Origin of the sequence: Flavobacterium lacus (assembly GCF_003268815.1) — a bacterium.
GTDB classification, from domain to species: domain Bacteria; phylum Bacteroidota; class Bacteroidia; order Flavobacteriales; family Flavobacteriaceae; genus Flavobacterium; species Flavobacterium lacus.
This window is the reverse complement of sequence record NZ_QLSV01000005.1, coordinates 39,770-61,202: the sequence shown is the minus strand read 5'-3', so window position 1 is coordinate 61,202 and position 21,433 is coordinate 39,770. Positions and strand designations below refer to the sequence as shown.

Genomic DNA, 21,433 nt, shown 5'->3' with positions numbered 1-21,433 from the left:
TTGGCTAATTTAGTCAAATTTAAAGTCTGTTTAAACAAGAATTTTCTAAATTATCATTCCATCTCTCCCAAATAAACACTCCAAACCTCTCTTTGATTTTCGCCAAACGTTTTTAAATTCTCAGAAAAATAAACCCTTTGTTTGATTTCGATGATAGTGATTTGCTTACTTCGTTCTATCTCTAAATAATAATGATTGATCCAATAATCATTGAAAAATTGGACTTTTTCATTGGCTTTTCGGATTTTAAATCGACTATTTTTTTCTTTTTCTAAAAGAGTTAAAAATTTATTTAGAGTAATTTTTTCTTTTTCGGAAGAAAGAAAGTTAATTACAGAGACAGCATTTTCCTTAAAAAGTGAATGAACAGCCGTTTTAATTTCTTTTTTTAATTCGTTTGAAATGGATGGATTTGTGAGCAATTGAGCATATTCATAAAAATCATTCACTTTAGAAAATGAACTTTCCTGATAAGCTTGCAATGTTTCCAAAGAAAAACTTGCTTTCATACTTTTCTTTGAAAAACCGGCATCTTGTGCGAATCCAAAAATGGGAAAAAACAAAAATCCGATAAATAAAAATGTTGTTTTCATATTATTCCTGTTTGATTCGAATGAATTGAATTTTGCCTTCTGAATTATTTTTAATTTCTAAAATCTGCATTTTCTTGATGGTTGATGTTGGAATGACTAATTTTTCTGAAAACTCTTTTTTATTATAGTATTCGGCTCCCAAATTGTTGGGCAACATCACGATAACTTCTAAATCATCTGCCAAAATCTTTTGTAATTGCTCTTTTCGGGTTTGCCAATCTTTGATGTCGGATTGCATAAACGCTTTGAGCATCAAGGCATAATCGTCAGGTTGCATCAAAAGAATTTGATTTTCTGTGTTTGATTTAGCCACTTCAACTTCCCTTTTTTTGTAAAACGGACTTTCTACACTGATTTTAGTTTCCGGTGAAACGGAGTCGATTGTCGCTTTTCCGTCTTCTACTTTTACAGGAACTTTTTTGTTATCATCAATTTGATAAACTTTCACATCTTCATCAGCAATTTTTTCTTGCGTAAATTCATCTTGAATTTCAATGGTTTTCGAATCCGTCTTCATTTTTTTTGTCCAATAGAAAATGAAAAGAATGAGCATCAACCCTATTCCGATTATCCAAAAATAATTTTGCTTCTTTTTATTATTTTGAAGTGGTAAATCTTCTTTCCTATTTATAAAAACAAACTCATCCCAACCTGAAAAACCACAAAACTGACACAAAATATCCAACATATCTTTTCGTGGTAATTTTTCATTGGTTTCCGGTTTTAAATGCGTGTAAATCCACTTTTCGCTGATGCGTTGTTTTTGCTCTTCATCAATTAAATCAATTAAATTTTGAATGTCTTGCGAACTGAATTGTTTCCAATTGCCTTGAAAATAAGGATAATGCTTTTGATAGTTCAATAGCACTTCGTTTTTCAATAATTGAAATAATTGTGGTTCGTTCATCATAAAATTGAATTCGAAAATAAAAATACGCTTTTAATTCGGTACTGTAAAACTACTGTAAATGTATAGAAAACCAATTACAATCAGTTGAAAGTGGTTTTGCTAATCTAATTTAAGAATGGCAAACTACTATTGCATCATAAACTTTTAAATCAAAAAAAATGAAAACAATTTTCGTAGTACTTGGTGTTTTTTCTTTATCAATTAGCAATGCGCAACACGGTGCAAATGAACTGTATCGAAGTGGTGAAAAATACAATTCTACTGTTTATCAACTGAATAATACTGAAAATCAGCGTGTTACGCAAACAAAAAACGAAGCGGTTTACCGGATTAAGATTTTGAATAATGTAAAAACGGATGCCTACATCGTCACCTTTGGTTTAATTCAAGAAGCAAAATCGGTGAAGGAATGCAATGCAAAAATTAATCAACGAATTCAGGGTTTTAAATCAGCTGCCAAAAATTTGGGCATCAAAGAAGATGAAATGTATGTAGATTTTATTACTCAAAATAAAATTTACGATTACGTTTCAGAAACGCAAGGTTCGCAAGTAAAATTGAATCAGGTGGATGCCGGTTTTGAAATAAAAAAGAATGTCATACTTCGGTTTTCCAATCGAGTTTCTTTTGATGATTTAGTTGAAAAAGCATCTGATTTTGAAATTCATAACATTATTAAAGTTGATTATGTCAACCTGAACGCCGATAAAATCTACGAACAAATGTTTGAAGAGGCTCATAAATTACTTCAAATTAGAAAAAATCAAATGAGTAAACATATTGAGGAAGGTTCCGAAGATGAACCAACGATTCAAATAAGCTTTGTAGCCTTATCGCCTACTTCGCAATACAAAAATTTTCAAGCATTTGAAACATCGGAGCTTAGTTATTCAAACAATTCACGTTACAGCGATAAACACGTGATTAGACAAGAAGAGCGAAAAAGTAAAACATTCTATTATGATGGTTTGAATCCCCAAGGTTATGATAAAATCATAAATGCAAACACACCCGTGGTTGGAATGCAATATGTGATGGAAATTACAATGACGTATAGGAAAAAGCAGTAGTCAAAAAAAACTTTCCTTTAATTGGGAGAGTTTTCTCTTTTTTGTAATTCCTCTTTAATCGATTTTAATTGCTTGGAAAACACAATAACAAGAGGCAAAAATGCCACTGGTAGAATTGTAAAAACCGGACTTTTCATTTTTAGCATAAAAAATATGCCGCTAATTAGCATAATCGCCATTGCTATTAAGATTAATATAGACGATGTTTTAAGCGTTTTCTGTTTTGCTTTGAGTTCGTTAACAGTGAGTTGGGTTAAATCTTGTTCTTTCATAACTTTGCTAGTAGTAAAAACCGCTTGAACGTTGAAGTCAAGCGGTTTAAAATTTAACAAATATAATTAATTTACAATTTCCCTTCCTTAATTTCCTCCACAATTTCCGGATTTAATAACGTACTAATATCACCAAAATTAGAATAATCTCCTTCCGCAATTTTTCTCAAAATACGACGCATGATTTTTCCGCTTCTGGTTTTTGGTAATCCGGAAACAAACTGAATTTTATCTAATTTAGCAATTGGTCCAATTTGATCAGAAATTTGTTGATTGATTTCTTTACGTAAATTGTCTTTATCCCGTGTTTCGCCGCTTTCTTTTAGTATCACAAAACCATATAAAGCATTTCCTTTCACATCGTGAGGGAAACCAACAATGGCACTTTCGGCAACCGCCGGATGCTCGTTGATGGAGTCTTCAATTGGTGCAGTACCTAAATTATGTCCGGAAACAATAATAACATCATCTACTCTACCGGTAATTCGGTAATAACCGACTTCGTCACGCAAAGCACCATCTCCGGTGAAATATTTTCCCGGAAAAGCAGAAAAGTAGGTTTCTTTATAACGCTCATGATCACCCCAAATCGATCTGGCCATGGCCGGCCAAGGAAATTTGATACACAAACTTCCGGTGACTTGATTACCTTCAATTTCATTTCGCAATTCATCCATCAAAACGGGTTGAATTCCCGGCAACGGTAAAGAAGCATACGTTGGTTTAGTTGGCGTTACAAACGGAATGGGCGAAATCATGATTCCCCCGGTTTCGGTCTGCCACCAGGTATCTACTAACGGACATCTTTTTCCGCCTACGTGGTCATTGTACCAGTGCCATGCTTCTTCATTGATTGGCTCACCAACAGAACCTATTACTTTTAATGATTTTAATGGAAAACGCTGCACATAATCAATACTTTCCTTGGCTAACGCACGAATGGCAGTTGGAGCTGTATAGAATTGAGTGATTTTATGTTTTTCAATCACTTCCCAAAAACGACTAAAGTCAGGATAAGATGGAACACCCTCAAAAATTACGGTTGTTGCTCCGTTTAATAACGGTCCGTATAAAATATAAGAATGTCCGGTAATCCAACCAATATCGGCTGTACACCAATACACATCATTTTCTTCGTAGTTAAATACATTTTTAAAGGTGTAGGCTGTATAAACCATATAACCCGCTGTGGTGTGCAACATTCCTTTTGGTTTTCCGGTTGAACCGGAAGTGTAAAGAATGAATAATGGATCTTCTGCATCCATGATTTCGGCAACGTTATTGGGAATTGCTTCATCTAGTAGTGGTTGTAACCATCGATCACGACCTTCTTTCATGTTCACTTTTTCATTTGTTCGTTTAGCCACTAAAACAGTTTCCACACATGGCGATTTTTCTAAGGCTTCGTCAATAATTCCTTTTAAATCGATGGTTTTGTTTCCTCTAAATCCGCCGTCGGATGTAATTACCATTTTACATTCGCTATCATTTATTCTCGTTGAAACAGCTGTAGCAGAAAACCCTGCAAAAACTACTGAATGGATGGCGCCTATTCGTGCACAAGCCAAAACAGAAACAGCCAATTCTGGAATCATCGGTAAATATATACAAACTCTATCCCCTTTTTTTATGCCTTGATCTCGCAATACATTTGCCATTTTGGCTACTCTTGAATAAAGTTCATTATAGGAAATATGCTGAGCTTCTTCGTTTGGATTGTTGGGTTCAAAAATAATCGCCGTTTTTTCGCCTCTTCGGGCTAAATGGCGGTCAATACAATTTTTAGTGATATTTACTTTCGCATCCACAAACCATTTGAATTTTGCTTCTTGCATATCAAATTCAAACACTTTGTCCCATTTTTGATACCAAGTGAAATTTTCATCGGCAATGCGGTCCCAAAATTTTCTGGGTTCGCGAACCGATTTTTTATACATTTTGAAATAATTTTCGAGATCGTGTATTTTATAGTAACTCATGATATTTCTGTTTTTAGTCTTATTTTATGTAAAAATAACAATTCTAACCGTTCATTCCAATGTATAATTGCTAAAAAGATATAGATAAAATTGCATTTATGATTTTATTTTTGCTTTGAAACGGTATATTTTTCGATAACTTCTACTATTTCGTCAATAATTAATTCGTCATCAATAGTAGACGGAATGTGAAATTCAACTTTATCAACAATGTTTCGTAATAATTTTCGGAGAATTTTTCCTGAACGTGTTTTAGGTAGTCGGAGCACAATTAATACATTTCGCAAGCATGCTACCGCACCGATTTGGCTACGAATTAAATGCACAATTTCATATTCCAATTGAAAATGTTCGGTTTCATTTCCTGTTTTTAGCACGACCATTGCTAATGGAATTTGTCCTCTTAACTCGTCATTCACCCCAATCACCGCACATTCTGCTACAGCTGGATGTGAAGCTACAATTTCTTCCATTTCAGCAGTTGACAATCGATGGCCGGCTACATTAATTACGTCATCCACTCGACCTGTAATATAGATGTAATCCTCCTCATCTTTAAAACCACCATCACCGGAAAAATAATAGCCTGGAAATTTTTCTAAATAGCCTGACTTAAAGCGTTCACTATCTTTCCATAAATCAAGCATGGTTCCGGGCGGCAAAGGTAGTTTGATCACAACAAAACCCTCTTCGTTGGCACCAACTTCTTCTCCATTATCATTTAAAATACGAATATCATAGCCTGATACCGCTTTTCCGGCAGAACCGGGTTTAATTGGTAGAAACTCCACTCCCATCATATTGGCAATCATTGGCCATCCTGATTCGGTTTGCCACCAATGATCAATAGCAGGAACCGGAATGTGTTGATTATACCATTCTAACGTAGCCACATCACAACGTTCTCCTGCTAAAAATTGGGTTTTTAAACTCGATAAATCATACTCTTTGATAAATAATCCGTCCGGATCTTCTTTTTTGATGGCACGAATGGCGGTTGGAGCGGTGAACATGACATTCACCTTATGTTCGGCAATTACACGCCAAAAAGTAGAAGCATCGGGTGTTTTAATTGGTTTTCCTTCAAAGATAATAGTTGTGTTTCTATTGATTAACGGACCATAAACAATATAACTATGGCCAACCACCCATCCCACATCAGAAGCTGCCCAAAAAATTTCACCGGGTTTTACGCCATAAATGTTGTGCATTGAAAATTTAAGTGCCGTAGCATAACCTCCTGTATCTCTGACAATTCCTTTTGGTTTTCCGGTTGTTCCGGATGTGTATAAAACATAAAGCGGATGAGTTGAATTCACAACCACACAATCGGCCTCTTCTGAGCCATATACTAAGGCATCATAATCCACATCGTATTTTTTGAATGGTACTCTTGCACCTAATTTTCGATTAAAAACTACTACTTTTTTAGGTTTGTGATGGGCTAATTCAATCGCTTCATCCACCAGAGGTTTATAGGCTATTAATCGATCTACTTCAATTCCGGAAGAAGCGGTTAAAATGATTCGGGGTTTGCAATCATCAATTCGGATTGCCAATTCGTGCGGAGCAAATCCGCCAAAAACTACGGAATGTGTCACTCCTATTCGTGCACAAGCCAACATCGCAAAAGCTGCTTGCGGAATCATTGGCATATAAATCACCGCGGTTTCACCTTTTTTAACTCCTAAAGAAAGTAAGCCACCGGCTAATTTGGCTACTTCAGTTTTCACTTCGGAATAGGTGAATTTTTTGACGGTTTGCGTAACCGGAGAATCATAAATGAGTGCAATTTGGTCACCAAAACCGTCTTCAATGTGTTTGTCTAACGCTAAATAGCACGCATTTAATTCGCCATCAGCATACCAAAGCGGATAATCATTTTGATCCGTTGATAAAATGGTTTCAGGTTTTTGAAACCATTGGATATGTTCGGCTTGTTCTTTCCAAAATACTTCTGGATTGTCAAGACTTTTTTGATAAATTTCTAAATAATTCATTTTTGTGTGTTGTTACTGTTGTTGTAAATCAATCTTCCCTTATGGCTAAGGACTATGGAGTAAGGACTATGGACTAAGGACTCGTAGAAAGCAATTCATTCACTTGTTCCACTAACTTCTTAATCGAAAAAGGCTTCGTCATATAAGCATCCGCACCCAACTGCATTCCTTTTTCAATATCACTTTCTTTATTTTTGGCAGATAGAAAAATGACTTTACAATTGGTCAGCTTTTCATTCTTTTTAACCAATTCAATCGTGGCATAACCATCTACATTAGGCATCATGATATCTAAAATGATTAAATCAGGTTGTTCGATTTTTAAAATATCTAACGCTTCCTGACCGTCACGAGCGATGAATACTTCAAAATTGTTTTTCTTAAAGGTATATTCCAACGACATAATGATGTTGGGTTCGTCATCTACTAATAAAATCTTTTTCATGCTTTACTTATTTTTAGGAAGGATAAACGAGAAAGTTACTCCTTTTTGCACATTTTCTGCCCAAATTTTTCCTTTATGGGCTTCGATGATTTGTTTGCAAATGGCTAATCCTAAACCGCTTCCGATTGGTTTTTTAATATTTTGATTGTTTGATTGATAGAATTTATCAAAAATGGTTTCTAATTCATTTGGATTTATTCCTTTTCCGTTGTTAAAAACATTTATTTTGATAAAATCTTCTTCATTTAAAACGGTGATAATAATCAATCCTTGCTTTTCATCCGTAAATTTTATGGCATTGGAAACCAAGTTGGTGATGACTTGAATAATTCGCTCTTCATCAAAATCAACTAGTACTTTGAATTGATTTTCATCAAATTCTACATGAATCTTTTTATTCGAAATCAATTGTTGCAAAGGCGAAAGTGACTTGGAAATGGTTTGAATAATGTTTCCTGTTGAAAGATAAATTTTCTGTTTTCCGGTTTCAAATTTTTCTAAATCTAAAATTTTATCGATTAATCGGTTCAAACGGTCGGATTCAGTAATAATATTTTGAAGAAATTGTTTTTTAATTTCCCCCGGAATTTCATCATCGTCATGCAAAATTTCACTAGCCGCTCTGATAGCCGTTATTGGTGTTCGCAGTTCATGTGTAACTGTATCTAAAAATTCATCCTTTTGTTTATCTTTAATTACGAGCGTTTCATTGGCTGTTTTTAATTGAGCAGAAAGTACTTTTAATTCATTGGACGTTTCGGTTAATTTCTTATTGATGATGAGATTTTCTTTCGATTCTTCCAAGATTTTCAACACTTCAGGTAAACTGATTTTATCCTCCTTGGTTACACTTTCAATTAATATTTTGGCAGAAGCTGTTCCGATATGACCGGTTAACAGATTTTCTGCAAATTTGACTAAACGAGCATCGGCCAACAAATTATCAGGAGCGATATTGTATTTCATCTTGAAGATGGAAAGTGCTCGATTGGTTCGTTCTTCGCCTAAAAAGCGTTTTAAAACTTTTTTAATATCAGACACATAGGCCGTTCCTTTCCAAATAAAAGCATTTTCATGGTTGTTGATGTATTTGTCAATATCTACAAACATTTCGGCATAATTTCGTTCTCGGTAATTGCCTTTAAAACTCACGGAAACAAATAGATAAACCAACGAATTAAACAATAAACTCCAAAAAAGAGCATGCGGAATTGGTTCTAAATAATCTAATCCGAACAATTGAAATGGCTGCAGAAAAGTATAGCCAAAAAAACCTTCTTTAAAAAAGTTACTTTCAGGATTGATTGAACTTAGTAAAAAGGGCAACATGATTGTATAAAAACAAATCAACATTCCAACTATGATTCCCGCTACTGCACCATTTAGCGAACCTCTTTTCCAAAAAATAGCACCAAAAAAAGCGGGGCCGAGTTGCGCAACAATTACAAATGAAATCATTCCAACAGATACCAATGAAAAATCCATGATGAAAAAGCGGTAGTAGATAAAAGCTAAAATGATGAGCAAAAAAATACCAATTCGTCTGATATTTACGATTCGTTCGCTATTGCTTTCCTGATTGTCTTTTTGCAATGAACCTAATAAACCATACGGAATTAAAAGGTTATTACTTAACATCGTAGAAAGTGTAATCGATGAAACCACTATCATGGAAATTGCTGCTGAAAATCCGCCTAAAAAGACCAAAACCGTCATAAATGTATTGTCAAAAAGCTGCGGAATCAAAAGTGAAAACATATCCGGATTGACATCCTTTCCTTCAAAAAGAATATTTCCACCCCATGCTATCGGATAAACAAACAAATTGAATAACAAAAGATACAATGGAAACAACCAAATGGCAGTTCGAATATGTTTTTCGCGATTATTTTCTACGATTGACATGTGAAATTGCCGCGGTAATAGGAAGATGGAAAAAAAAGATAAAATAATGAGCATCATCCAGTTCATACCGCCTTCTAAGCCGTGAATTGTGTTTCGTTCTTCAAAATTATCCATTAACGAAGCTTTGGCATAAATAGCATCAAATCCGTCAAAAACATAAAAAGTGACATACAATCCCAAAATGATAAAGAAAAATAATTTTAGTACTGATTCCATCGCCACAGCGGTCACAATTCCTTTTCGTTTTTCGGATGCATCCACATAACGTGTTCCATAAAAAGAAGCAAAAAGTGCCAAAACTAAGGCTACATAAGTAGACGTATCTAAGAAAACATTGTTGGATTCCGTTGAATTGGTCACAATGTGAAATGTTTCAGAAATCGCTTTTAACTGCAACCCCACATAAGGCAAGATCGCCATGAGCGAAATAACCGTCACCAAAGCTCCAAGAAATCGACTATTTCCGTAACGAAGCGAAATAAAATCGGCTATACTGGATATTTTATTGACTCTGGAAATCCGGATAATTTTTCTCAGAATAACAATCCAAGCGGGAAAAGCGATTACCGGACCCAGATAAATTGGGATGTAATTTAGCCCTGAGTTAGCAGCTACACCAATACTACCATAATACGTCCATGTTGTGCAGTAAACAGCGAGTGAAAGTGAATAGACATAGGGATTGTTTGTCCATTTTGAATTGCCTTTTCGTTCTGCCCATTGAGCAATAAAAAAAAGTAAGCCAAGATACAACAGCAATATAACTATTAAAATTCCGCTATTCATTGTATTTTTTTAGAAAGATAAATGAGACGATGATTGACAATGTCCAAACTGAAAAAATATAAAAATAGATAATCGGTATTCCCATGATGGCATCGGCACTGCTGAATAATAACAGGACTGGAAAGTTAAATGCCAGCCACAACAACAGACTGATGATTACAAATTTTTGAATATGTCTTTTTTTCATTTTAGTTTTTCAATTGAATCACAAACTCTGCTCTTGAAATTCAAAAGCAGAGGCTGTAATTTTATCTAAAGATAATTCTTTTAATGTCCGGTTGCTTCACCAGCTCCGGATGGGATTCTGATATTTTCAACGATATCCTGAACATCTTGTGGTGGCTCAGGCGTAAATCGGTTAACGATTAATGCTACTACGAAATTCGCAATCATCGCTACTGTACCGAAACCTTCCGGCGAAATACCAAACCACCAATTTGGTTTTAACGAATCGACCATTTCTTTTCCACCATCGAAGATACCGAATTTGAATTTTAACATGTAATAAATCATTAATAACATTCCAACAACCATTCCGCTGATAGCTCCTTCTTTATTCATTTTTTTGTAAAAAATTCCTAAAATAATGGCAGGGAAGAAAGATGCGGCAGCCAAACCAAAGGCTAATGCGACGACAGCTGCAACGAATCCGGGTGGATTTATTCCGAAATAACCGGCTATACAAACTGCCACTGCAGCAGAACCACGAGCAGCCCAAAGTTCATTTTTTTCTGAAATGTTTGGATTGATCATTTTCTTAATCAAATCGTGTGAAACTGAAGAAGAAATTACTAATAATAAACCTGCAGCAGTAGATAATGCCGCGGCTAAAGCCCCTGCTGCTACTAATGCAATGACCCAACTTGGTAAATTAGCAATTTCCGGATTGGCTAATACCATGATATCGTTATCGATTTTTAATTCATTTGTTTCTTTGTCGGCAACATATTGAATTTTTCCATCACCATTTTTATCATCAAAGGTCAACAATCCTGTTTTTTCCCAATTCATAAACCATTGTGGCATAGCACTATATTCTTTTTCACTTACCGTCTGAATTAAATTAGCTTTGGCAAAAACCGCCACTGCTGGTGCAGTAGTATAAAGAATTGCAATCAACAACAAAGCCCATCCCGCCGATTTACGGGCATCTTTTACTTTTTTAACGGTGAAAAAGCGAACAATTACGTGAGGTAATCCGGCAGTTCCAACCATCAAAGCTAACGTAATCGCAAACACATCAATCATGGATTTTGAACCACTGGTATATTCGTCAAAACCTAGTTCCGTTTGAAGTCCGTTTAATTTATCAAGCAAATAAGTTCCTGAACCATCCGCAACTGTACCGCCCATTCCTAATTGCGGAATTGGATTGCCTGTCATTTGAATGGAGATAAAAATAGCAGGTACCATAAAGGCAAAAATCAATACACAATATTGTGCTACTTGTGTATAAGTGATACCTTTCATTCCGCCTAAAACGGCATAAAATAAAACGATGACCATACCAATAATCACTCCGGTATTAATATCTACCTCTAAAAATCTAGAAAACACTACGCCTACTCCTCTCATTTGTCCGGCTACATACGTAAACGAAACAATCAGAGCACAAAAAACGGCTACAGAACGAGCTGTTTTTGAATAGTAGCGATCGCCAATGAAATCAGGCACGGTGAATTTTCCAAATTTTCTGAGATAAGGGGCCAATAATAAGGCTAATAAAACATAACCGCCAGTCCATCCCATCAGGTAAACAGCTCCATCATAGCCTGCAAAGGAAATAATACCAGCCATTGAGATAAAGGAGGCCGCTGACATCCAATCTGCCGCTGTAGCCATTCCGTTCGCCAAAGGTGAAACACCACCGCCTGCAACATAAAATTCTTTAGTTGAGCCGGCACGCGACCAAATTGCAATTCCAATGTAGAGAGCAAATGTTGCTCCTACTATAATATAGGTCCAAGTTTGTACATCCATTTTATTTATTTTTTAGAGTTGCTGAGTAGCTGAGATACTGAGCAGCTGAGTTATTTGAATTTGTATTTTTTCGATTTATTTTAACAGAAAATTATTCCTCGCTGTATCCGTATTTTTTATCCAGTTTGTTCATAAGCCACACGTAGACAAAAATCAAAATCACGAAAACATAAATTGATCCTTGTTGGGCAAACCAAAATCCGAGAGGAAAACCTCCAATTTTGATGGCATCTAAAGCGTCTTTGAAAAAGATTCCTGCTCCGTAGGAGACTAGAAACCAGATGGAAAGTAGAATAAGAAGGTATCTTAAATTCTCCTTCCAGTAGGCGGTTGCATTGGCTTGGTTACTCATAATTAGTTAGTTTAAGTTTATAAATATATTTGTAATTGTACTAAGAATTCTCCTTTGTAAGAGTCAATTTTATCTGCTGCGGTATAAACCGGACGGTTGGAATATTGAGCTGTAATTTTAGCATGATGACCATCTAAGAAAAAATTGGTTCCAAAATCAAATTGATTACTTGCTTTGTCTAAAGCGTCAAAGTTTTTATACGTATAGGCTGCAAATGGTTGAATGCGCACCTTTGGCTTTTCGTTTGCATTGGGCAATAAAATACCAGCCTGTGTATACCAAATAGAACCGGTGCCAATCATCGGTTGTAAATTTCCCGGTCCGGCCAAAGCTCTTCCGCCTGTAAAAGTTGGGTCAACTACTCCTTCATTCATAATGCCGATATTCCGTATATAATTGGGTCCAAAATCATACGAATAGAATACACTGTATCCGGTAAAAGCCATTTTTTTCTCCTTATTTCCAATGGGTAAATCTAAAAAAACATCCCCGGCAAATAAGTTGGTAGCATGTTTTTCTACGACACCATTTAAAGAGCTTTTGGTGGAACTTGGTGCGGTGTAAAATCCAGCCCCTACATTGAACATTTTCTTGGTACCTAAATAGGAACCAACTTTAAAAGGAAGAAAATTAGATTCTTTATCAAAAAATTGATATTCAAAATAACCGGCTTTAGACCATTTGGCATTTTGATTGTTATCAACCGCACGAGCCAAATCAGCCTCTGCCACATCGGTTGGAACTTGATTTGTGGCAAAAGGTTTGTTTATGCTTAATCGATACTCCAAACGATTGTATTTTCCCTTTGCAAAAATTCCTATCTGACGTGCAAATTGATCTGAATTTTCAATTAATGGCCAGTTAAATATAGGTGCATCAATGGTCATATAATTTAAGGTAGACGACATAGTCAAGCGTGATAGTCCCATATAGTAATGCAAACCAGCTCCCATACTCAAACTAAAAGGCTTCTCTTCTTTAGGTAATACAACGGCATATTCATTCCAAGCATCATGAAAAAACAGTCCCGGTTTCTTGCCGTTTCCATATCCTCCAGTTCCGGATGAGCCGGAAGCTCCACCGTTAATAAAGGTTTGATTGTTGATACCAATATGTGTGACAATCATATAGCGAGGTGAAATTTGTGCATAAGCTAACAAACGCAATCGACGAAGTCCAATGTCTTCCTGTTTGCTTATTGCTTCATCGCCAATCATGGTGCCGGGATTCATGGCCGAGGAACGCATCCAAATTTGATTCCATGCAATAAAACGCATGTATTTGGTTCCTTCCGGATTCAAATTAAATTTTAGTCCTCCTCCATAATCCGGTGACCCTTGCGAAAACACAAAGCCGAAAGACAGTAAAAGACTAAGTAGTAAAATAGTTTTTTTCATAAATAGAATTTTGGTTAAATAAGGGTTAGTTTGTGTCTATTGACCGCACTAAATTCTATTTAAAAAATTCAGAAAAAAATTCAGTTATATATTTTTGTAAAACACTATAGTTAATCTTTAAAACGCTCCCATTTTATAAGCATAAATTTATCACCTAATTCCGTGATAATCATTCCTGCACCTTTTAATTGCTCTTTGTTTTTTAGGAATTCTACTAATTCTGGATGGTTATAAATCTTGTAGGTAGGATGATAATCGGTGTGGGCCGGTTTTTTAATTTTAAACTCTTTAACCCAATTGCTTACTGTTACATGTGAAACACCAAGAATACGCTCTATTTCACGGTAACTCAATCCCTCTAAATATAATTGGAGGGCTTTAGTGACATAGTAATCGTCTATTTTTTTTCCTAACTTGTTGACAGTAAAATAGTAATTGCATTTTTTACACAAATACCGCTGTCGGTCTTTAATGATGCCGCTCTTTACGATTTGATTGTTTTGGCATTTGGGACACGCTAAAATCTCCATATATAAAAATTTTGCATAAATATATTAAATTAGCAATAATATAAAAACATATTTTGTAATTTATTTTAAAAAAAATTATGGAGTACTCAATTTTATTGACTTAAAATTATATTCTTTATAATTTAATTGAATTTACAGCAAAATACCAAATTAGTACAGATTTCAAACAGTTCATTAAAAAATGATAATTTTTAGCTGGTTAGATGTGTAAATATTCAGGCTATTTTCTTTAATTTGTAGAAACATCACTAAACCTATGCAATTCAATACTAATGAAACAGATCCTACTGTTTTGTATAAATTATTAACCGGAACCATCATCCCAAGACCAATCGGTTGGATAGCAACAATGGATAACAACGGAATCAATAACCTTGCTCCTTTCTCTTACTTTAATATGGTTTCGAGCGATCCGCCATGTGTGATGTTTTCCACCCGAAGAGACAATAACCTATATAAAGACACACTAAACAATGTGTTGCAAAATGGTGAGTTTGTTGTGAATCTAGTCACCATGGACGTTGTGGAGCAAATGAATGCTACATCAGCCACAGTTGCTTCGGATGTAGATGAGTTTAAATTGGCCAACCTCACGCCTATTGATTCGGTTTTCATCAAACCCAAACGTGTCAAAGAAAGTCCGATTCATCTGGAATGCGAAATGATTCATCATTATTTTATGGATAATAACGAAGGTGGCGGTGCTTGCATTGTCATCGGAAAAATAAAAACAATCCATATTGATGATGCTATTTTGATGGAAAACAATCATATCAACTTAGACGTTTACAAACCTGTAGCCCGTTTAGCAGGTTCGAATTACAGTACGTTAGGAGAACTTTTTTCGATTAAAAGAGCGTAAAATCTTTAGAACAATGATTTTAAAAATTTGAGAAATAACAATAACAATAGAATTTTAAAAATTTTATAAATTTCTCTAATCTGTGTTCAAAAAGCGTCAACACTGATATTAAAAATGGGAGAAATGAGAATAATTAAATAATAAAACGTCGCGTCTCTGCGACTTTGCAAAAAATGAAAAAAATAACAATAATCGGTGGCGGTCCGGGCGGACTCTACTTTTCCATATTAACCAAAAAAGCAATGCCCAATTGCCAAATTGATGTTTATGAACGCAATAAACCCGATGACAGTTTCGGTTTTGGCGTCGTATTCTCCGATGAAACCTTAGGCGAATTTTTAATGCGAGACACCCGATCCTATGAGCTCATTCGAAGTGAATTTGCCTACTGGGATGATATTATCATCGCTCGCGACGGACAAACCGTAAACAGTTCCGGTAACGGATTTTGTGGTTGTTCCCGAAAAACGTTATTAAAACTATTACACCAACGTTGCCGTGAAGAAGGCGTCAATCTCCATTTCGAACAAAATGTGGACGATTTGAGTCAATTTGCTGATTCGGATATTATTGTCGCTTGTGATGGGATAGGAAGTGCCATTCGAACGCAATACAAAGAGGAGTTTGGCACGAAAATTAAAATGATGAAAAATCGTTTTGTGTGGATGGGTTCAACGAAACCGTTGGATGCGTTTACGTACTTTTTCAGAACAACACCCTTTGGAACCATTGTGGCTCATTCATATCAATACGAAGAAGGCATGAGTACGTGGATTTTTGAATGTAGCGAAGAAACCTACCAAAAATTAGGTTTTGAAGTCACCAACGAAACTGATACCATTCAAAAAATCGCTGAAATTTTCAAAGAGGAATTAGACGGCCATCCATTAATTTCCAACAAATCACATTGGCGACAATTTCCGCATGTAACAAACGAAAAATGGTTTCATAACAACATCGTTTTAGTAGGCGATGCCAAAGCAACCGCCCACTACTCCATTGGCTCCGGAACGAAATTGGCGATGGATTCTGCCATTGGATTATCCGATGCGGTCATTGCTAATCCAAACAATGTGCAAGCTGCTTTTGAACAATACGACAAAACCCGTCGAAATACGGTGGAAATGATTCAGTATGCCGCATTAGTTTCCTTAGATTGGTTTGAAAATATGGACCGACACATGCAACATCCATTCTATCAATTTGCGTTCGGCTGTATGACGCGATCCAAAAAAGTGACATTTGAAAATCTGCAAATTCGAGATAAATCCTTCACAGATAAAGTTTTAAAAGAATTCAAGGACAATCGCAATAGCAATGTCAACCAAAATGACAAAACCAGCCTACAACCTACAACCCACAACCCACAACCTACAACCTACAACCTACAACCCACAACCCACAACCTACAACCTACAACCCACAACCCACAACCTATTTCTCCTGCTTTTACAACATTCAAATTGCGTGACTTAGAACTTTCCAACCGAATTGTAATGGCTCCGATGGGACAATATTCTGCCGAAAATGGTTTGGTGAATAATTGGCATTTGGTGCATTACGGAAGTCGGGCAACCGGTGGCGTTGGATTGATTTTAACCGAAATGACAGCCGTTTCTCCAAATGGACGTATCACTTTAGGTTGTACCGGTATTTATAATGAAAATCAAGTAATTGAATGGAAAAAAATAACTGATTTTATTCATCAAAATACATCAACGAAAATCGGAATTCAACTCGGACATTCAGGAAGAAAAGGTGCAATTAAAAAACCTTGGGAAGGTCAAAATGAACCAATTGTTAAGGCATGGGAATTACTTTCCGCCTCTCCTATTCCATTCCATTCCAAAATGGCAATGCCGAAGGAAATGACGTTGGAAGATATGGATCAAATTACAGCTGAATTTGTCCAAGCTACAAAAAATGCTGAACAAGCCGGTTTTGATATGATTGAATTACAAGGGCATCACGGTTTTTTATTAGCTTCATTTTTATCGCCATTGACAAATACACGCACAGATGAATTTGGCGGAAGTATTGAAAACCGAATTAAATTTCCATTAAGAGTATTTACAGAAATGCGAAAAGTATTTCCGCAACAAAAACCAATGTCGATTCGCATTTCCGCTTCCGATTGGGCTGAAAACGGAATTTCGGAAGAAGATGTCATTGACATCGCCAATGCTTTCAAATCCGCCGGAGCAGATATTATCAACGTTTCTACAGGAAATACAGTGGCAAATCAAAAACCGCAAATGGGAAGAATGTGGCAAACCCCTTTCTCTGATTTGGTTCGAAATACGGTTCATATTCCGACCATAACCGCCGGATTTATTCAAGACATTGATCAAATTAACACCATTATTTTAAACGGAAGAGCGGATTTAGTGGCATTAGGCCGACCATTATTAGCGGATGCGAATTTTGTTAGAAATGCTCAAGCGTATGAAAATGTGCAAACCGATGAAATTCCATTACAATATAAAATGGGAAGTTCACACTTGTATCCGTTGAAAACAGCTGAACGGAAGCAAGTTGAAAGCATGAAGAAAGCATTGAAACCAAAAAGTAATAAAAAATGATTAATTAAAATCTCAGCAACTCAGCAACTCAGAAACTCAGCAACTCAGCAACTCAGAAAAATGAAAGAAAAAAAATCTAAAATAGATGTTCAAGGTTTTGAAATTGCCGTTGTTAATCAAAGTAACAACGATTATATTTCTTTGACCGATATTGCTAAACATAAAGATACCGCTCAAACAGATGATATTATAAAAAATTGGTTAAGAAACAGAAATACCATCGAACTTTTGGGTTTTTGGGAAATGATTTATAATCCAAATTTTAAACCCGTCGAATTCGACGGGTTTAGAAAACAAGCAGGATTAAATAGTTTTGTAATAACTCAACAAAGTTGCTATTACGCAAATGAAATCGTTAGTTCGTTCCAAAGAAATAAAAATACTTAAAGCGTAAGCAATGAAACACTTTGATGACAACTTCGCTCAAAATTCCCTACCAAGCATCGACTTGCAGCCTACCTATTTACAAGGTTGGTATGAGAACGAAATGCTCAATTGTGTCGAACGGCTTTTAGATGTTCACATCAAAAACGGGAATGGAACTGCTCCCTGTCTTCGCACGTTCAAAAAGACGTGGACGTATCAGGATTTATTTGAAAAAGCCAATCAAATTGCCAATGTTTTAGTCGATGAGTTAGGTTTACAATCCGGAAATCGGGTGCTGATTCGTTCTGCCAATAATCCAATGATGGTAGCATTGTGGTTCGGAATTCTGAAAGCAGGCGGAATTGTAGTAGCAACAATGCCATTATTACGTTCCAAAGAACTCAAAACAATCATTGAATGTGCCGAAATAGCGCACGTGTTTTGTGACATCGCTTTAGAAAGTGAAATGGATTTGGTGGATTCCGATTTTCTGAAAAGAATCTGCAAATTCTGTGGTTCAGAAAGCGGTACTTCCGAATTGGAAAATCTGATGATGAATAAACCTAAAACGGTTGCTAATTTTCATTCCAAATCAGATAGTGTTGCCTTAATTGGGTTTACTTCCGGAACAACAGGATTGCCCAAAATGACGGCTCATTACCATAAAGATATTTTGAATATTTGCGAAGCATTCCCAACGTATTCGCTTCAAGCTAACGCAAATGATATATTTACAGGAAGTCCGCCACTAGGTTTTACCTTTGGTTTGGGAGGATTGGTATTGTTTCCATTGTATTTTGGTGCTTCTACATTTTTAATAGAAAAACCAACACCCGATGTTTTGTTGCAAGCCATTCAAGACCATAAAATCACGATTTGTTTTACGGCTCCAACCGCTTGGCGAATTATTACAACTAAAGTCAAGGATTATGACATCTCCAGCTTACGCAAATGCGTCTCTGCCGGAGAAACCTTGCCGTTAAAGGTTTGGGAAGATTGGTACAACGCCACCGGATTAAAAATCATTGACGGTATTGGTGCAACAGAAATGTTACATATATTTATCTCCTCCAACGATTCAAATATGAAACCTGGCTCAACAGGTTTGGCTATTACAGGTTATGAAGCGAAAATCATTGATGCTAACGGAAATGATGTTCCAGTCAACGAACCCGGACGATTAGCCGTTCGCGGAATTACAGGTTGTAAATACCTAAATCGAATAGAAAAACAGCAAGAATACGTTCAAAATGGTTGGAATATTACTGGTGATATTTTCAAGCAAGATGAAGACGGTTACTTCTGGTTTGTCGCTCGTGGTGATGATATGATCATTTCTTCAGGCTATAATATTGCAGCAATTGAAGTAGAATCCGTACTTTTAACCCACGAAGAAATTCTGGAATGTGCCGTAGTGGGTTTACCTGATGATGAACGTGGGATGTTAGTTTGTGCTCATATTGTGTTAAAAGATACAGCTAAAGCAACAGAAAACATGAAAAACCATATCCAACACTGGTTCAAAGAAGTAGCTGCTCCATATAAATATCCAAGAGTGATTTATTTTACGGAAGCTTTGCCTAAGACGGAGACGGGAAAAATACAGCGGTTTAAATTGAAATAGCCACGAATTACGCTAATTTACACAAAGTAGATTCGTGATAATTCGTGAAATTCGTGGCAAAAAAAAACAAAAAAAATGAACAACATCTTCACCAAACAAGAAAAAATAAAATTCAAACACATTGACTACGCAGGCATCGTGTTCTATCCAAGATTTTTAGAAATGCTCAATGATTTAGTAGAAGATTGGTTTGAAGAAGCACTCGATAGACCGTTTTCAAAAATGCACGAAACGAACGGTATTCCAACAGTTGATTTGAAAATTCAATTCAAAAATCCGGCTCGTTTAGGAGAAGTCTTGACCAAAAAATTATGGGTAAAAGACGTTGGTTTTGCCTCTGTTTTATGCGGATTTCAATTCGTGAATGAAAAAGAAGTAACCGTTTTAGAAGGCGAAGTAACCCTAGTCAACGTTAAAATCGCCGAAGACCGGGAGAAAATAAAAGCAGAAGGTTTTTCAGATGAAATGAAAGAGAAAATCTCAAAATTCAAAATATAAAATGGGAACACGGATTTGAAAAATTAGAGAAATAAAAAAAAAATAAATTTTAAAGATTTTTTAAATTTCTTTAATCTGTGTTCAAAACTTAAAAAGAGGAACACGGATTTGAAAAATTAGAGAAATAAAAAAAAATAAATTTTAAAGATTTTTTAAATTTCTTTAATCTGTGTTCAAAACTTAAAAAGAGGAACACAGATTTTAAAAATTAGAGAAATTAAAGAAATTAAAGAAATAGATTTTAAAAATTTTTTAAATTTCTTCGATCTGTGTTCAAAAAAAATATTAATTATGATTCAATTCCACAAATTCAAAGCCGCCGCCGTCCAAACCTCACCCGTTTTTTTAAACGTAGAGAAAACCATTGAAAAAGCAATATCTTTCATCAAAGAAGCCAGTTCAAACGGAGCTCAATTAATTGCATTTCCGGAAGTTTTTGTGGCCGGATATCCCTATTGGAACTGGATTATGACACCCGTGCAAGGCAGTAAATGGTACGAGCAATTATATAAAAATTCAGTCGCTGTAACGGATGAGTCGATGAAACCGTTATTTCAAGCAGCAAAAGATTTCAATATGCACGTGGTCATTGGAATTAACGAACGTGGCGATAGTTATGGCGAAATTTACAATACCAATCTCATCATTGACAACCACGGAAATCTTATCGGAAAACACCGCAAGTTAGTACCAACTTGGGCAGAAAAACTGACTTGGTCAAGCGGTGATGGTTCCTCCTTAAAAGTATATAAAACCGAAATCGGTCCCATCGGAACTTTGGCGTGTGGTGAAAACACCAACACCTTAGCTCGATTTACGTTATTATCACAAGGCGAATTGATTCACATTGCCAACTATATTTCACTTCCAGTTGCTCCACCCGATTACAATATGGCGGAAGCTATTAAAATTCGTGCCGCTGCTCATTCGTTTGAAGGGAAATTATTCACTGTGGTTTCGTGTTCCACTATTTCCAAAGAAATGATGGACATTTTAAAACCGGATGTTCCGAATATAGAAGAACTATTGACGCGTAAAAGTTCCGCTTTCTCAGGAATTATAGGACCAAACGGAGCGGTTGTGGGCGAACCTTTGATTGATGATGAAGGAATTGTGTATGCCGATATCGACCTAGAAAAATGCATTCAACCAAAACAAATGCACGATATTCTCGGACATTACAATCGCTTTGATATTTTTGATCTTCGTGTAAACACCGCACCTACCCGAAAAATAACATTTATAGATAATCATGAAGATTTTAACAAAAGTTAAATAAAAA

General features: G+C 35.8%; 19 protein-coding genes. 7 read left to right on the top strand and 12 right to left on the bottom strand.

The window, feature by feature from the left end; genetic code table 11:
• Window positions 1–53: 53 nt before the first annotated feature.
• Together B0I10_RS06230 and B0I10_RS06225 are read right to left on the bottom strand one after the other, a co-directional pair.
• Window positions 54–593 carry a hypothetical protein gene (locus tag B0I10_RS06230; protein ID WP_112085647.1) on the bottom strand — a complete coding sequence of 180 codons (540 nt, stop codon included), beginning with the start codon at window positions 591–593 and terminating at the stop codon, window positions 54–56.
• Between the two features lies 1 nt (window position 594).
• Complete coding sequence (locus B0I10_RS06225; RefSeq protein ID WP_112085646.1) at window positions 595–1,503, bottom strand: hypothetical protein; 909 nt, start codon at window positions 1,501–1,503, stop codon at window positions 595–597.
• Between the two features lie 158 nt (window positions 1,504–1,661).
• Here B0I10_RS06225 and B0I10_RS06220 point away from each other — a divergent pair, with 158 nt between their 5' ends.
• Entirely contained in the window at window positions 1,662–2,573 is a 912-nt protein-coding gene (locus B0I10_RS06220; RefSeq protein ID WP_112085645.1) for an SIMPL domain-containing protein, read from the top strand.
• A 17-nt stretch (window positions 2,574–2,590) separates the two neighbouring features.
• On the opposite strand, the gene B0I10_RS06215 is transcribed toward B0I10_RS06220, so the two are convergent.
• The 10 genes from B0I10_RS06215 to B0I10_RS06170 form a co-directional block, all read right to left on the bottom strand.
• Entirely contained in the window at window positions 2,591–2,845 is a 255-nt protein-coding gene (locus B0I10_RS06215) for a hypothetical protein (RefSeq protein WP_146740318.1), read from the bottom strand.
• A gap of 71 nt (window positions 2,846–2,916) precedes the next feature.
• Window positions 2,917–4,824, bottom strand: coding sequence for an acetate--CoA ligase (gene acs, locus B0I10_RS06210; protein WP_112085643.1), 1,908 nt, complete (start codon window positions 4,822–4,824; stop codon window positions 2,917–2,919).
• A 104-nt stretch (window positions 4,825–4,928) separates the two neighbouring features.
• The gene (locus tag B0I10_RS06205; RefSeq protein WP_112085642.1) at window positions 4,929–6,824 is read right to left on the bottom strand and encodes an acetate--CoA ligase; all 1,896 of its coding nucleotides are present in this window, start codon (window positions 6,822–6,824) and stop codon (window positions 4,929–4,931) included.
• 73 nt (window positions 6,825–6,897) lie between these two features.
• Window positions 6,898–7,269, bottom strand: a complete 372-nt coding sequence (locus tag B0I10_RS06200; protein WP_112085641.1) for a response regulator transcription factor — start codon at window positions 7,267–7,269, stop codon at window positions 6,898–6,900.
• A gap of 3 nt (window positions 7,270–7,272) precedes the next feature.
• The gene (locus B0I10_RS06195; RefSeq protein ID WP_112085640.1) at window positions 7,273–9,960 is read right to left on the bottom strand and encodes a sensor histidine kinase; all 2,688 of its coding nucleotides are present in this window, start codon (window positions 9,958–9,960) and stop codon (window positions 7,273–7,275) included.
• On the bottom strand, window positions 9,953–10,147 hold the full coding sequence (locus tag B0I10_RS06190) for a hypothetical protein (protein ID WP_112085639.1): 195 nt from the start codon (window positions 10,145–10,147) through the stop codon (window positions 9,953–9,955). Before B0I10_RS06190 ends, B0I10_RS06195 begins: the two co-directional genes overlap by 8 nt.
• Before the next feature lie 80 nt (window positions 10,148–10,227).
• Window positions 10,228–11,940: a sodium:solute symporter family protein gene (locus tag B0I10_RS06185; protein WP_112085638.1), complete on the bottom strand. Its 1,713-nt coding sequence runs from the start codon at window positions 11,938–11,940 to the stop codon at window positions 10,228–10,230.
• Between the two features lie 91 nt (window positions 11,941–12,031).
• Complete coding sequence (locus B0I10_RS06180; RefSeq protein WP_112085637.1) at window positions 12,032–12,292, bottom strand: DUF4212 domain-containing protein; 261 nt, start codon at window positions 12,290–12,292, stop codon at window positions 12,032–12,034.
• A 17-nt stretch (window positions 12,293–12,309) separates the two neighbouring features.
• A complete protein-coding gene (locus B0I10_RS06175) occupies window positions 12,310–13,689 on the bottom strand; it encodes a porin (protein WP_112085636.1) in 1,380 nt (459 codons plus the stop codon).
• Window positions 13,690–13,799: 110 nt separating this feature from the next.
• Window positions 13,800–14,219 (bottom strand): IS1/IS1595 family N-terminal zinc-binding domain-containing protein, encoded by a 420-nt coding sequence (locus B0I10_RS06170; RefSeq protein WP_112085635.1) that lies wholly within the window; start codon window positions 14,217–14,219, stop codon window positions 13,800–13,802.
• Window positions 14,220–14,475: 256 nt separating this feature from the next.
• Between B0I10_RS06170 and B0I10_RS06165 the strand changes: the two genes are divergently transcribed.
• The 6 genes from B0I10_RS06165 (at window position 14,476) to B0I10_RS06140 (ending at window position 21,426) form a co-directional block, all read left to right on the top strand.
• Window positions 14,476–15,081: a flavin reductase family protein gene (locus B0I10_RS06165; RefSeq protein WP_112085634.1), complete on the top strand. Its 606-nt coding sequence runs from the start codon at window positions 14,476–14,478 to the stop codon at window positions 15,079–15,081.
• Window positions 15,082–15,254: 173 nt separating this feature from the next.
• Window positions 15,255–17,663 (top strand): oxidoreductase, encoded by a 2,409-nt coding sequence (locus B0I10_RS15800; protein ID WP_112085633.1) that lies wholly within the window; start codon window positions 15,255–15,257, stop codon window positions 17,661–17,663.
• A gap of 60 nt (window positions 17,664–17,723) precedes the next feature.
• A complete protein-coding gene (locus B0I10_RS06155) occupies window positions 17,724–18,050 on the top strand; it encodes a KilA-N domain-containing protein (protein WP_112085632.1) in 327 nt (108 codons plus the stop codon).
• 10 nt (window positions 18,051–18,060) lie between these two features.
• A complete protein-coding gene (locus B0I10_RS06150) occupies window positions 18,061–19,653 on the top strand; it encodes an AMP-binding protein (protein ID WP_112085631.1) in 1,593 nt (530 codons plus the stop codon).
• Between the two features lie 75 nt (window positions 19,654–19,728).
• Window positions 19,729–20,151: an acyl-CoA thioesterase gene (locus tag B0I10_RS06145; protein WP_112085630.1), complete on the top strand. Its 423-nt coding sequence runs from the start codon at window positions 19,729–19,731 to the stop codon at window positions 20,149–20,151.
• A 291-nt stretch (window positions 20,152–20,442) separates the two neighbouring features.
• Window positions 20,443–21,426 carry a carbon-nitrogen hydrolase family protein gene (locus tag B0I10_RS06140; RefSeq protein ID WP_112085629.1) on the top strand — a complete coding sequence of 328 codons (984 nt, stop codon included), beginning with the start codon at window positions 20,443–20,445 and terminating at the stop codon, window positions 21,424–21,426.
• The last annotated feature ends 7 nt before the right edge of the window (window positions 21,427–21,433 follow it).

What these genes read in the sequence shown, in the direction of transcription:
- B0I10_RS06180 (WP_112085637.1), bottom strand. Translation starts at nt 12,292, where the DNA reads ATGAGTAACCAAGCCAATGCAACCGCCTACTGGAAGGAGAATTTAAGA.
- B0I10_RS06220 (WP_112085645.1), top strand. Translation starts at nt 1,662, where the DNA reads ATGAAAACAATTTTCGTAGTACTTGGTGTTTTTTCTTTATCAATTAGC.
- B0I10_RS06150 (WP_112085631.1), top strand. Translation starts at nt 18,061, where the DNA reads ATGAAACACTTTGATGACAACTTCGCTCAAAATTCCCTACCAAGCATC.
- B0I10_RS06140 (WP_112085629.1), top strand. Translation starts at nt 20,443, where the DNA reads ATGATTCAATTCCACAAATTCAAAGCCGCCGCCGTCCAAACCTCACCC.
- acs (WP_112085643.1), bottom strand. Translation starts at nt 4,824, where the DNA reads ATGAGTTACTATAAAATACACGATCTCGAAAATTATTTCAAAATGTAT.
- B0I10_RS06205 (WP_112085642.1), bottom strand. Translation starts at nt 6,824, where the DNA reads ATGAATTATTTAGAAATTTATCAAAAAAGTCTTGACAATCCAGAAGTA.
- B0I10_RS06215 (WP_146740318.1), bottom strand. Translation starts at nt 2,845, where the DNA reads ATGAAAGAACAAGATTTAACCCAACTCACTGTTAACGAACTCAAAGCA.
- B0I10_RS06155 (WP_112085632.1), top strand. Translation starts at nt 17,724, where the DNA reads ATGAAAGAAAAAAAATCTAAAATAGATGTTCAAGGTTTTGAAATTGCC.
- B0I10_RS06170 (WP_112085635.1), bottom strand. Translation starts at nt 14,219, where the DNA reads ATGGAGATTTTAGCGTGTCCCAAATGCCAAAACAATCAAATCGTAAAG.
- B0I10_RS06165 (WP_112085634.1), top strand. Translation starts at nt 14,476, where the DNA reads ATGCAATTCAATACTAATGAAACAGATCCTACTGTTTTGTATAAATTA.
- B0I10_RS15800 (WP_112085633.1), top strand. Translation starts at nt 15,255, where the DNA reads ATGAAAAAAATAACAATAATCGGTGGCGGTCCGGGCGGACTCTACTTT.
- B0I10_RS06200 (WP_112085641.1), bottom strand. Translation starts at nt 7,269, where the DNA reads ATGAAAAAGATTTTATTAGTAGATGACGAACCCAACATCATTATGTCG.
- B0I10_RS06185 (WP_112085638.1), bottom strand. Translation starts at nt 11,940, where the DNA reads ATGGATGTACAAACTTGGACCTATATTATAGTAGGAGCAACATTTGCT.
- B0I10_RS06230 (WP_112085647.1), bottom strand. Translation starts at nt 593, where the DNA reads ATGAAAACAACATTTTTATTTATCGGATTTTTGTTTTTTCCCATTTTT.
- B0I10_RS06190 (WP_112085639.1), bottom strand. Translation starts at nt 10,147, where the DNA reads ATGAAAAAAAGACATATTCAAAAATTTGTAATCATCAGTCTGTTGTTG.
- B0I10_RS06175 (WP_112085636.1), bottom strand. Translation starts at nt 13,689, where the DNA reads ATGAAAAAAACTATTTTACTACTTAGTCTTTTACTGTCTTTCGGCTTT.
- B0I10_RS06195 (WP_112085640.1), bottom strand. Translation starts at nt 9,960, where the DNA reads ATGAATAGCGGAATTTTAATAGTTATATTGCTGTTGTATCTTGGCTTA.
- B0I10_RS06145 (WP_112085630.1), top strand. Translation starts at nt 19,729, where the DNA reads ATGAACAACATCTTCACCAAACAAGAAAAAATAAAATTCAAACACATT.
- B0I10_RS06225 (WP_112085646.1), bottom strand. Translation starts at nt 1,503, where the DNA reads ATGATGAACGAACCACAATTATTTCAATTATTGAAAAACGAAGTGCTA.